This is a genomic window from Alishewanella maricola (assembly GCF_016343785.1).
GTDB lineage: Bacteria > Pseudomonadota > Gammaproteobacteria > Enterobacterales > Alteromonadaceae > Alishewanella > Alishewanella maricola.
In genome coordinates this window covers 162,177-174,586 of record NZ_JAEINI020000006.1, presented here as the reverse complement: position 1 = coordinate 174,586, position 12,410 = coordinate 162,177, and the positions used below count along the sequence as shown (strand labels likewise).

Genomic DNA, 12,410 nt, shown 5'->3' with positions numbered 1-12,410 from the left:
AATACGTCCTTGTACGCTCCTCTTTTGCATCCATGCAAAAGACGTCCCCAGCCAAATTCTGCCCTATGCTGTTTCGTGCTAATCGATTTGATCTTATCATTTAATGTTAACGTCTCTTCATTTCCGCAGGGTCTCTAAACACATTCTGAGCACGGGAAAGGTACCACTGATAAAGCTATGCCACGCATTGCTGCAGGCGTCGCATCTACCTCATAAAGATTTTATCTTTGAGTTAGGGTGAGGTTTAATTCTTAATGTTCGGGTCTATGGGTTGCGGCTTAATAATTCGAACTGCTGATCACTGAGGATCTTTCGATAATGTAAGCCTGCTAAACCTTGTAGACCACCGGTGTGGAAATAATCGAAGTATCTTTACCGTTATTTCAGTGATTCCTTACAACTGATCTCGGCTTGATTAAATGATATTGCTATAGAAGATTTGAGCGTTGTTTTATTTGATTAAATACAGATTGGGAGTTAGGGCTTTTAGAATATCCTGATTTGTTAACTTACCTGTAGTACCATCTGTATCGTAGCTTTTGGCTATTCAGTCATCTCATGAATAAAAACTGACTTTGTAATGCTGAGCAGTTATTAATGAAATATAAGCGTGTCATTATATATATAATAAATGCGTAAAACAGTAAGTATATTTCAGATTAATTAAGGGCGTTGCAAGTTACCGTTACTATCAACTTGCCATTCTGTCTTGCCAAGGCTTTTGATGAAATCTGCGACATCTTCTACTGGACGAGCAGCGATATATTGCTTTTGTGCGTCGAGAAAAATCAGCCAATCGCCTTCAAACTTATTTAAATCAGCTTCGTTTATTTGAATGTGCATGCCCATGTATAACGGTGGCACGTTTTTCCAGCCTTGGGTAATTCGATAGATATAGCGACTGGTATAGTCTAAATGTAAAAAGTTGGCTTGTTCTATAGCGGTAAGTGTTTGTCTATCTGTAATGTTAACAATAGCTATGGTGCTACTGCGTTGGGCATAACTTTGCAGTAAAGCGGTGCTCTCTTGTTGTTGACTATTTACAGGGTTGGTCAGCAAGGGTTTTGTAATAGGTTCTGCAATCTCTAATGCAAAACGTTGTAGGGCATATTGATCAAGATAATCTTGATATACCATGGTTTTACTACAATCAACTAATGGCATGGGTGCGCGAGGTTTTAAACTTTGCCAAGCTTTAGCGTGGTTAATTGCAAATAGAAAATCTTGATAAGGAATATTTAAAGTGGCTTCAATGATGCTGGTTAATTCTCGTTTCTCAGGCAAACCCAATATTTGATAGTCTTTGATTTGTTGGCATTGAGCATACTGATCAGCAATAACGTTATAACTGGTTTGGGTATGGATAGCTGTTTGTAATAAGTTTCGCTCAGACAACGTAAGATGATCAAGAGTGGGTGCTGTACTACTGAGCAATAATGAAAATAAGCTAAACATAACGTCTCCGAAAATAAGGTCTTACTTTAGCATTAATAATGTAATGACAATAGTTTAGGCTGAATCTATGTGCTGTATTATTGCTTGTTGCATCAGTTTAATAGCGCAAGCTTTGCCTGTGAGTGAAAACCGTTGGCAAACCACTGCCCAGCTTTGTTTTTGCCAAAGTTTAGCAATGAATACTTGCTGCTGCAGCTTTGATAATATGACCGCGTATTGATTAAACCATTGTAGTAACTCAGTAATCACGAGTTCAAAGGGGCGTTGATCTGCACTAAATAATTGCAGATTGGTAAGAGTGAGGGGCGTCATGGCGTGTTGAGTTGGCTGAATAAGTTGCAAGAGCAAATCACTCGCTATATTGCTTGGGTAGTCTGGTAATTCTTGATAAAGGCGCGAAGCAAATTTTAGTTTTAGCTGCTGAACCTTTGATACATTTTCTGCCGATAATGCTTTTAGCATAACCAGTGAAGGCTCCGCACTCGCTTTATCTAGCTGCATGCCGAGTCGAATAGCCGCAAAGCCCGCTTTTTGCCAAAAACGCACTAAATCAGCGGAAGCAGCAAAGCTACTGCCAACATAATGATAACCTTGTTGCTGCAATGGCTTTTCTAATCGAGTTAGCAACTGACTTCCTAATTGCTGTCGTTGCAAATGAGGTTGCACCGCAATACGCATAATGCGCGCCAATTTAACGGTGGCTAATGCCGGGCTGGCCAAATGAAAAGCCAGATTTTGTGCTAATAAATGCCCTTGGATCCGGCGCTGCCCTTGATAGATTGCTTGGCTTAGCGCGTCATCGATTTCTCCCTCTTGACTGATCAGGGCACAGGCCAGTAATTGTTTATCTTGTTCAAGGGTATAAACACTCAATGCTGGGTTATCTAGCAGTGCAGCCAGATCTTTTACCTGCGTTTGATAATGCGCAAAGCTCAACAAACCAAAGACTTGTTGTAGTTTCTTCGGTTCAGTTAGCCAGTCGCTGGCGTGATAATGTTTAAGTTCAAGGCTTTCAGCAGTGAGCGTCACGGCAGTCTCATCTGTTTGCTTTAAAAGAAAGCCTAGCCTAATTAATTGTTCTAGCGGATCTTGTGCTTGATAACGGATAGGTTGAGTTAAACGTAATAATCGCCAATTTGGGCAGCGTTTCGTCAAATAAGGTTGAAAACGTAATTGAAAACCGCGGCCGGTGCCTTCGTAACCATGCTCGGTACTAGCAAAGACGATACGACTATAATGGTCTAGTAATTGTTGTAGCAAGGGCGTTGGTATTGCTGCTGCTTCGTCGATCAATAATAATTCGGCTTCGGGTTGTGAAGCTAATAACTCATCTACAGCAACAAAGCGCAGTGCCAAGGAAGTAGAAGCCTCATGTTCGGTAAGTTGCGCAAAATGTGCTAAGGCGACTGCAGCTTGTGCCTTTGCCGGTGCGGTGATAAGTATGTGCTTTTTCCCTGATAGGGCTAAGTGTGCGGCGGCAATACCTAATGCCGCTGATTTACCACAGCCGCGATCGGCAAGTAATAATAATGGCCTGCGACGATGGCCTGATACGACGTTTAAAATAGCGCTAACTGCGGTAGCTTGTTCAGACGTTTTATAAGGCATGGTAACGTCTAATGTTGTAGAGTTTGCCTCTGCCTCAGGCCAAGTTAAGTCATTAAAAAGTGTTGTGGCGTTGCCGCGCAAAACATTAGCTTGTTGTAATTGCCCAAGCCAAAACGCTATAAAGTAACCAGGGTAATCAGTGGGGGTTGGATAAGAGCGTAAACGATGATGTGCGGAGTTAGCGAGTTGCTGCCATTGTAATGACTCAGGTGCTAATAATAACCAGAGACCGCCTGCGGTGAGCGCACCGGCACTGGCGGCAATTTTGTCGGCATCAAAACCACTAAAGGCATTAATAATTAAGCAGTCACACTCAATTCCCAATAGTTGATGCGCTTTGTATTGTCCGATGTTCTGGCATTGCGCTGGTGTATGTTCGCCTAGCCACCAACTATGCGCAGGTTGTAGTGCCATTAACAAATGTTGTGCTTGAGTCAGTAACGACTTTTCATCACCTTGCAAAATAACCGGTAGGCGAATGCGGCAATTAGCCGCTTTCACTAATGCTTGTTGCAGAGCGGCAAGCACGGCTTAGACCGCCTCGAGTCGTGCATAGGCGGTCATTAACCATTTGCTACCTAACTGGTCAAAGTTCACTTGAATACGTGATTGTGGGCCGCTACCTTCATAATTTAACACGGTTCCTTCGCCAAACTTTTCGTGTAACACGCGTTGACCCAGTTTAAAGCCAGTATTTTCAAAAGCGCTATGGCTGGCGGCATGACTGTATCGGTTGAGCTGTGCTGGGCGACTGACTTGCGTTGTTAAACGGATCTCTTCAACACAATCATCCGGGATTTCGCGTAAAAAACGTGAGGGTTTTGGGTATTGCTCTTGACCGTATAAACGACGGCTTTGCGCATGGCATAAATACAGTTTTTGCATTGCTCGCGTCATGCCGACATAACAGAGGCGACGTTCCTCTTCTAACCGTGTTGGATCATCACCACTTTGCTGACTTGGAAACATGCCTTCTTCTAAGCCACACATAAATACTAGTGGAAACTCTAAGCCTTTTGCTGAGTGCAAGGTCATCAATTGCACAGCATCAGAATGTTCTTCTGCTTGGTATTCACCTGCTTCGAGCGCGGCTTGTGATAAGAAGGCTGCTAACGGGGTCATTTCTTCTTGCAGCACACTGTCGAAGTTCTGACAGGCGGTAACCAATTCATTTAAGTTTTCTATCCGAGTTTGGGCTTTTTCCCCTTTCTCGGCTTGATACATTGCATATAATCCCGACTGCTTAATCACTTGCTCGGCTTGTTCGTGTAACGGTAGCTCGTTAAGATCGGTATCTAATTGCGTGATCAACTGCATAAACTGCTCAATCGCATTCGCTGCTCGGCCACTGAGTTGTTTTTCTGCGAGCATTTGCTCAAGGGCTTGCCATAAGGTTTGTTGGCTAGCGCGAGCCTGCTGGCGTACCTTGTTCATGGTGGTTTCACCGATGCCCCGCGCCGGAGTGTTAATTACCCGTTCCATCGCCGCATCATCTTGCCGATTATTCAGTAAGCGCAGATAGGCTAAAGCGTCTTTGATTTCTTGTCGTTCATAGAAGCGTAAGCCACCGTATATCCTATAGTGTAATCCTTCTTGGATTAAGGCTTCTTCTAATACCCGCGATTGCGCGTTATTACGATATAAGATAGCGCTTTCGGTAAGTGGATTACCTTTGTTATGCCAATCGCGAATGCGACTGACAATAAAGCGCGCTTCGTCAAGTTCATTAAAAGCGTTGTAAGAAGAAATGGTTTCGCCTTCACTGCCGTCGGTCCATAGATCTTTACCGAGTCGACCACTGTTATTACTGATCACTGCGTTGGCCGCTTTAAGAATAGTGGCAGTAGAACGATAGTTTTGTTCAAGGCGGATCGTATCGGCACCAGCAAAGTCTTTTAAAAATTGCTGAATATTTTCAACTTTTGCGCCGCGCCAACCATAGATAGATTGGTCATCGTCACCTACGATCATCACCTTGGCACTGCTGCCGGCCAGTAGGCGTAACCAGTTATATTGAATAGCATTGGTGTCTTGAAACTCATCAACCAGAATATGCCGAAAACGTTGTTGGTAGTGGTTTCTGACGGCATCATGTGTTTTCAATAATTCAAAACTGCGTAGTAAAATTTCGGCAAAGTCGACTAAGCCAGCACGGTCACACATATCTTGGTAAGCCGCATAAATTTTAACCATCTGTTGTAAGCTAAAATCAGCACCGGCATCAATCATGCCTGGGCGTTGCCCTTCGTCTTTGCGGGCATTGATAAACCATTGAATTTGTTTGGCAGGCCAATGCTTTTCATCCAGATTCAGTGCTTTTAATACACGTTTGACTAAGCGATGCTGATCATCAGAGTCAATGATTTGAAAGCTTTGTGGCAAGTTCGCTTCTTGATAATGCGCGCGCAACATACGATGAGATAAACCGTGGAAGGTCCCCATCCATAAGTTATTTAAGCTAACGCCAATGGTGCTCTCAATCCGACCACGCATTTCTTGCGAGGCTTTATTGGTAAAGGTAACAGCGAGCAAGCTGTAAGGGGCCACTCTCTCTACCTGCATTAACCAGGCTAAACGATGCACCAGCACCCGGGTTTTACCACTACCGGCGCCAGCAAGTACCAGCATATGTTGTGGCGGTGCCGCCACGGCATCGCGTTGTTTATCGTTTAGCCCGTCCAGCAGGTAAGAAACATCCATTCGTCGCTCTCGATTCGCTATTTTTAGCCATTATAACAGCCTTGGTCTAAGCGCCAAGTCATACGCGTGGTATTAGTGTATAAATAACCAGTTATATTAGGTCGCGCAGTTGCTGTAATTGGTTAAAGTGCAAGTGGGGTAAAATTGACACCGGGGTTTGGTAATGATCAAGCCACGCCGCCTGGCAACCCGCATTTAGGGCACCCATCACATCCGCGCGATGGCTATCGCCAATATGCAATATAGCACTGGGTTGCACAGCTAAACGTTGAGCTGCAACTAAAAAGAGATCGGCATAAGGCTTCATGCGGCCATCAGGGCCGGCTTGCAAGCTAAATTCAAATAAATCGCCCAGCCCCGTTTTTTTGATACAGGCATTACCGTTAGTGATGGCAATCAGTTGATAACGGCTGGCTAGACTTACCAGCAATTCTGTTACTTCAGGTAACACGCTAATGGTCGTACGTGCATCCCAAAACGCTTGATATGCTAACTCGGCAATTTCGCCTGCTTCGCAAGATGTTAAGCCTAATGTCACTAAACCTGCCTCAACACCCAGTAAGCGCCAGCGGCCAATATCGTGGCGAATGTCGGGGTTGTTTTTCGCTAATAAACGGCGTTGCTGCCACCAAAAATCACTGTGGGTATTTTTTGTCAGAGGGGCATGCATATGCAGGCTTTGCAACATAGCGGCTTCAGCCGCGGCAATCACTGGCTTGTTGTCATATAGCGTATCGTCTAAGTCAAAAGACAATACCGATATGGGTTTAAGTGACTTATATAATTGCATTATTTTTTCCTTGCCCGCGGATGGGCGCTGTCGTACACCTTGGCCAAATGCTGAAAATCGAGATGGGTATAAACCTGAGTGGTGCTCAGATTGGCATGGCCCAATAGCTCTTGTACGCCGCGAAGGTCACCACTGGATTGCAATAAATGGCTGGCAAATGAGTGGCGCAGCATATGCGGGTGTAAATGTTGGCCCAGGCCTTGCTGTTTGGCCCAATGTAAAACGCGCTCGCGCACTTGCCGTGGAGAAATGCGTTGATGCTCAATACTTAAAAAAAGTGCACCGCGGTCTTGCTCAGCAGTGCTGTCGGTGAGCAGCGACGGGCGCATGTTTAACCAAGCCTGCAACGCACGAAGTGCTACCGAACCAACCGGAATTTGGCGCTGCTTATTACCCTTACCGGTAACACGAATTAAAGCTTCACCCTGATTTAAATCGTTCAGATTAATCGCCACTAACTCCGCTAAGCGTAAACCGGAAGAGTAAAACAACTCCAACATGGCTTTATCGCGGCACGCCAAAATATCTTCAGTGCTATCAAAACTGAGTAATTGACTGAGTTGTTCAATTTCGAGTTGTTTCGGTAAGGTTTTGCTGGCTTTGGGCAACTTTAAAGATAGCGCCGGATTCTCGCGGGTTAAATGGGCTTGTTGTGCCCAGCGATAAAAGCTACGTAAAGACGACGCGCTAAGTGCCAAGCTACGGGCACTGAGCCCTGCTTTGCGAAATTGCAGCAATTGCTGTTGGATATGCGCTTGGCTTAATTTAAACCAACTTTCATGTGCAGGCTGTAAGGCATACGCGAGTTTGCTAAGTTGCTGCTGATAGGTTTGTAACGTCTGTTTGCTGTAACCGCGTTCCAGCCTTAAATAGCTTAAAAACTGCTGCACCGGCTCAGACCAGTGCAGCGGTAGCTCAGCTTTTGACATAAGGCGGTAACACCAAGGCTAACAAGGTAACCAAGTGGCTTAAAAACAACACATCCATACCCGGTTGAAAGTGCTCATCTTGCTCACTACCAAACGCCAAAATAGCCAATGGCTCATTGGCATGGTCAATGCGAAGTAGGGCTACCGAATGCACTTTCGCAGGAAAAATGCCTTGTTGCTCTTCTTTATTTAAACGGCCTAAATAAACCGACTGTTGCTGCAAGCGGCGGCTTAATAACAGTTCATAGGGGGCTAAATCTTGTTGGCCATTTTCTAAACCTAACAAACGACAATGCTTTACTAAGGGCATGGTATCAGCAAATTGCTGTAACGCTGCGGTCAGTTGTTTAAAGCTCGTTGCTTGGTGAATAGCGATATGCAAGGCATTAAGAGCGATGAAGATATGTTCGTTTTGCCGTGCTACCGACATTAAACGTGTTATATCTTCTTCAAGCACATGAATTTTTTCACGTTGTAATTCAAGTTGTCGCTCGACTAATGACACTGTTCCGCGTTGTTGATGCGGTAAACGCAATTGCGGCAGTAAATCAGGATAGTGCTGAAAAAAATCAGGGTGCTGTTGTAAGTAATCGAGCACCACAGAAGCAGCGAGCAGCTCTTTTTTCTGGATCAGGCTGTCTGTCATAAGGATAATTGTCCATCAAATACATGTTCTGCGGGGCCGGTCATTTTTACCGGTGTGCCCGGTCCGTTCCAACGAATTTGTAGGCTGCCACCAGGTAAGTCAACGCGAACCTGTTGCCCCAGTTTCTTTTGAAGTTGGCCTACTACTACCGCAGCACAAGCGCCTGTGCCACAGGCTAAGGTTTCACCAGCACCGCGCTCCCATACTCGCAATTTAATATGGTGTTGGTTTAATACTTCCATAAAGCCAATATTGGCTTTTTCTGGAAAGCGCTCATGCGTTTCCAGTTGTGGCCCCAGCGTGTGTACATCGGCTGTGGCAACATCAGGCACATCAAGTACCGCATGCGGGTTACCCATTGAAGCAACACCGCAAAATACGGTTTGTTGCTCTGTCAGCATAATGTAGGTCGCTTCTTGTTTTTGGGCTTTAAACGGCACTTTGGCCGGTTCAAGTTGTGGGATCCCCATATTCACCGTGACTTGACCGTCTTGTTCCACATACAAGGTGATCTTGCCTGATTTGGTACTCACGTTGATCTTAGTTTTATTGGTTAAACCACGATAGCGCACAAATTTAGCAAAGCAGCGGGCGCCATTGCCGCATTGTTCGACTTCTGATCCATCAGCATTAAAAATCCGATAATGAAAATCCAGATCCGGATCGTAAGGCGGCTCAACCATGAGTAGCTGATCAAAGCCGATGCCAAAGTTACGGTCGGCTAATTTTTTGATCTGCTCTTTGGTTAAAAAGACATTCTGACTGACTGCGTCAATCATAATAAAGTCGTTGCCTAAACCGTGCATCTTGGTGAAATTAAGTAACATATGAGCCCTAAATGCTTAGTCTGCGAGCAATTGTTCGCCACGCCATAAATCTTGCCATTGTTCACGGGCACGGATCAGGTGGCTGCGTGCGCCATCCACCATGATTTCAGCAGCTCGCGGGCGGCTATTATAATTCGAGCTCATGGTAAAACCGTAAGCCCCCGCAGAGCGCACGGCTAATAAATCGCCTTCACGAATGGCAAGCAGCCGGTCTTTACCTAAAAAGTCGCCTGTTTCACAGACCGGGCCCACCACATCATAAGTTTGTGGTGTCAGGTTTTGCTGTATGACTACCGGTACAATGTTCATCCAAGCACTATACAAAGCGGGGCGAATTAAGTCGTTCATCGCCGCATCAACGATGGCAAAGTGCTTTTCTTGTCCTGGTTTTAAGAACTCAACCTTCGTCAGTAACACCCCTGCGTTTGCAGTGATGGCCCGGCCAGGTTCCATAATCAGCTCTAACTCAGGATAGTCTTTTAAGCGCTCGACCACTTTTTTAATATAGTCTGAAGGTTGCGGCGGTTGTTCTTGGTCATAAGTTACTCCTAAGCCACCACCAATATCGATATGCTTTAATGCGATACCATCGGCACGAAGCTGAGTGATCAGCGCCAGCAGTTTTTCTAAGGCATCTAAGAATGGCTGTGTTTCAGTGAGTTGAGAGCCGATATGACAATCTACGCCAACCAACTCGATATGGCTTAGTTGCTTGGCATCACGATAAATCTCTGCGGCTAATAAAATATCGATACCAAATTTATTCGCTTTTAAACCGGTCGAAATATAAGGGTGCGTTTTCGCATCGATATCGGGGTTAACGCGCAGCGATACCGGGGCTTTTTTATTCAGCGACTTTGCCACCTCTTGTAAGCGGTGTAATTCACTCACTGATTCAACATTAAAGCATTTAATACCGAGTTGTAACGCAAAGTGCATTTCTTCAGCGGTTTTACCTACGCCAGAAAAGACCACTTTGGCTGGATCACCACCGGCAGCAATGACTCGACGTAACTCACCGGCAGAAACTAAATCAAAACCACTACCGAGTCGAGCCAGTATATTTAACACGGCTAAGTTGCTGTTGGCTTTTACAGCATAACAAACGAGACTGTGCGGATGCTGCGCGGCGGCATCGGCAAAGGCATGATAATGCCGTTCAATGGTGGCTTTAGAATAGACATAGGTTGGTGTGCCATAATTGGCCGCAATTTCTGACAGAGCAACTTGCTCTGCAAATAAGGTATCACCCTGATAATTAAAGTAATCCAATCTCGTCACCCTTGTTCTTCAGATTGTGTTGATATCTTTTGCGATGCGGGCTCTGCCACTTCTGGCTCGGCCTGTGGTAAGGTAAGTGGGCCTTTCTGGCCGCAAGCCGTAAGCAGAGCAGCGCATAATAGTCCGCTAAATAGCAGGCGTAACGGGCGTGAAATTCGCTGAGCGTACATGGTTTTTATTTCATTAATTAATTGACGCTCTATAATCGCATCCTTAGCAGTAAAAGCAAACAGGTGAAGCAGATGAATGACCTAGAATATGATGAATTAGCTGACCAAATGTTGTTAGCGGTAGAAGATGGCATCGAGCAACAGGACCTTGATCTGGATTATGAGTCGAATGGTGGTTTGTTGAGTATTGAGTTTCCCGACAAAAGTAAAATCATCATTAACAAACAACCGCCACTACACCAGCTATGGGTAGCAACTAAGTTTAACGGCCATCACTTTGAATGGCGCGATGGCCAATGGATTGATAATCGTACCGGTATTGAATTCTGGCAATTAGTTAACGAGGCCGCTTCTAAACAAGCGGGTGCAACAGTTGTGTTGGGGCCGCAATAACATGGCATTACTTCCTTTTGTTGATGTACCGGCACAAGGCACGGCTCAAGCCGTTGTAGTTTGGCTACATGGTTTAGGCGATTCTGGTCACGGTTTTGCACCGATAGTACCGGAGTTGCGTTTACCTGCGAATGCCGGTATTCGTTTTATATTTCCACATGCACCTGAAATTCCGGTAACGATAAATGGCGGTATGCGGATGCGGGCTTGGTACGATATTAAAACCATGGATTTGACCAATCGCGCAGATGAAGCTGGCGTAAGGCAATCAGCTATCGCGGTCACGGCATTGCTCGATAAATTAATCAGCTCAGGTGTCCCGAGTGAACGCATTATGCTGGCGGGCTTTAGTCAGGGTGGCGTGATTGCACTGCACTTATTACCGCGTTTGCCTTATAAGTTGGCGGGTTTTATGGCGTTATCTACCTACATGGCTTGCCCCGATAAACTGAGCGCAGAGCAGTTGAGCCACAACAAAAATACGCCGGTATTTATCGCACACGGTACTCAAGACCCTGTCGTGCCAATGGCTGCTGGTCAGCAGGCTTACAATACCTATAAAGCTGCTGGCTTTAACGTCAGCTGGCGCGATTATCGGATGCCGCACAGTGTTTGTGCGCAAGAAGTGGATGAAATCAGCCGCTTTATTCAAAGTCGCCTGATCAATAAGGCAGAGGTATAAGCATGGCCAAAATCCGTATTGCGACACGCAAAAGTGCCTTGGCACTTTGGCAAGCCGAATTTGTGAAAGCCGAGTTGCTGAAATATCATGCTGATTTAGATGTTGAATTAGTTCCGATGTCGACGCAAGGCGATAAAATTTTAGATACGCCGCTGGCGAAGATTGGCGGTAAAGGTCTGTTTGTTAAAGAGTTAGAAACCGCCATATTGGAAGACCGAGCCGATATTGCCGTACACAGTATGAAAGATGTGCCGGTAGCGTTTCCTGAAGGCTTACAGTTACAAACAATTTGCTTACGCGAAGATCCGCGTGATGCCTTTGTTTCTAACCAGTTCCGTAGTTTAGCTGAATTGCCACAAGGCGCTGTTGTGGGCACTTCGAGTTTACGTCGGCAATGCCAAATAAAAGCCTTACGGCCTGACTTACAAGTGCGCGATTTACGCGGTAATGTTAATACTCGGCTCAAGAAACTTGATAACGGGGAATTTGCAGCGATTATTTTGGCTGCGGCCGGGCTGATACGTTTAGGTTTTGCTGAGCGTATCGCCAGCTATTTAACCGTCGACAGCAGTTTGCCAGCTAACGGTCAAGGAGCAGTGGGTATCGAGTGTCGTAGTGATGATGCTCAGGTACAAGCCCTGTTAGCCCCTTTAGAGCACAGTCTAACGCGGCAATGTGTGTTGGCTGAGCGAGCTATGAATCGCGCGCTACAAGGGGGTTGTCAGGTGCCTATTGGTGCTTTTGCTATATTAGAAGGTGAACAACTGTGGCTGCGAGGTTTAGTTGGCTCACTGGATGGTCAGCAGATTATTCGTGATGACGTTCGCGGTAGCATCGATGCGGCAGAGCAATTAGGTCAGCAATTGGCTGAACAATTGTTGGCAGCAGGCGCCGGAGAGATCCTCGCTGCTGTTTATCAGCAAAGTTAG

Annotated in this window: 12 protein-coding genes; 3 read left to right on the top strand and 9 right to left on the bottom strand. The window is 45.6% G+C overall.

All coding sequences use genetic code 11. From position 1 onward, the window contains the following. Positions 1-663: 663 nt before the first annotated feature. From JAO78_RS11195 to lptM, 9 genes are all read right to left on the bottom strand, one after another. Entirely contained in the window at positions 664-1,455 is a 792-nt protein-coding gene (locus JAO78_RS11195; RefSeq protein ID WP_226751441.1) for a hypothetical protein, read from the bottom strand. Between the two features lie 54 nt (positions 1,456-1,509). Continuing rightward, positions 1,510-3,591 (bottom strand): GNAT family N-acetyltransferase, encoded by a 2,082-nt coding sequence (locus JAO78_RS11190; RefSeq protein WP_226751440.1) that lies wholly within the window; start codon positions 3,589-3,591, stop codon positions 1,510-1,512. A 3-nt stretch (positions 3,592-3,594) separates the two neighbouring features. Further along, complete coding sequence (uvrD, locus tag JAO78_RS11185) at positions 3,595-5,763, bottom strand: DNA helicase II (RefSeq protein ID WP_226751439.1); 2,169 nt, start codon at positions 5,761-5,763, stop codon at positions 3,595-3,597. Between the two features lie 91 nt (positions 5,764-5,854). Next, positions 5,855-6,553, bottom strand: a complete 699-nt coding sequence (locus JAO78_RS11180; RefSeq protein ID WP_226751438.1) for an HAD-IA family hydrolase — start codon at positions 6,551-6,553, stop codon at positions 5,855-5,857. Beyond that, positions 6,553-7,482, bottom strand: coding sequence for a tyrosine recombinase XerC (gene xerC, locus JAO78_RS11175; protein ID WP_226751437.1), 930 nt, complete (start codon positions 7,480-7,482; stop codon positions 6,553-6,555). Before xerC ends, JAO78_RS11180 begins: the two co-directional genes overlap by 1 nt. Next, positions 7,469-8,128: a DUF484 family protein gene (locus JAO78_RS11170; RefSeq protein WP_226751436.1), complete on the bottom strand. Its 660-nt coding sequence runs from the start codon at positions 8,126-8,128 to the stop codon at positions 7,469-7,471. Before JAO78_RS11170 ends, xerC begins: the two co-directional genes overlap by 14 nt. Beyond that, positions 8,125-8,955: a diaminopimelate epimerase gene (dapF, locus tag JAO78_RS11165; protein WP_226751435.1), complete on the bottom strand. Its 831-nt coding sequence runs from the start codon at positions 8,953-8,955 to the stop codon at positions 8,125-8,127. Before dapF ends, JAO78_RS11170 begins: the two co-directional genes overlap by 4 nt. 15 nt (positions 8,956-8,970) lie before the next feature. Then, positions 8,971-10,227: a diaminopimelate decarboxylase gene (gene lysA / locus JAO78_RS11160; protein ID WP_226751434.1), complete on the bottom strand. Its 1,257-nt coding sequence runs from the start codon at positions 10,225-10,227 to the stop codon at positions 8,971-8,973. Between the two features lie 5 nt (positions 10,228-10,232). Then, positions 10,233-10,406: an LPS translocon maturation chaperone LptM gene (lptM, locus tag JAO78_RS11155; protein WP_226751433.1), complete on the bottom strand. Its 174-nt coding sequence runs from the start codon at positions 10,404-10,406 to the stop codon at positions 10,233-10,235. A gap of 72 nt (positions 10,407-10,478) precedes the next feature. Here lptM and cyaY point away from each other — a divergent pair, with 72 nt between their 5' ends. The 3 genes from cyaY to hemC are packed head-to-tail and all read left to right on the top strand — an operon-like array spanning position 10,479 to position 12,410. After that, positions 10,479-10,799 (top strand): iron donor protein CyaY, encoded by a 321-nt coding sequence (cyaY, locus tag JAO78_RS11150; protein ID WP_226751432.1) that lies wholly within the window; start codon positions 10,479-10,481, stop codon positions 10,797-10,799. A 1-nt stretch (position 10,800) separates the two neighbouring features. After that, positions 10,801-11,481, top strand: a complete 681-nt coding sequence (locus JAO78_RS11145; protein ID WP_226751431.1) for an alpha/beta hydrolase — start codon at positions 10,801-10,803, stop codon at positions 11,479-11,481. Positions 11,482-11,483: 2 nt separating this feature from the next. Next, a complete protein-coding gene (gene hemC, locus JAO78_RS11140) occupies positions 11,484-12,410 on the top strand; it encodes a hydroxymethylbilane synthase (protein ID WP_226751430.1) in 927 nt (308 codons plus the stop codon).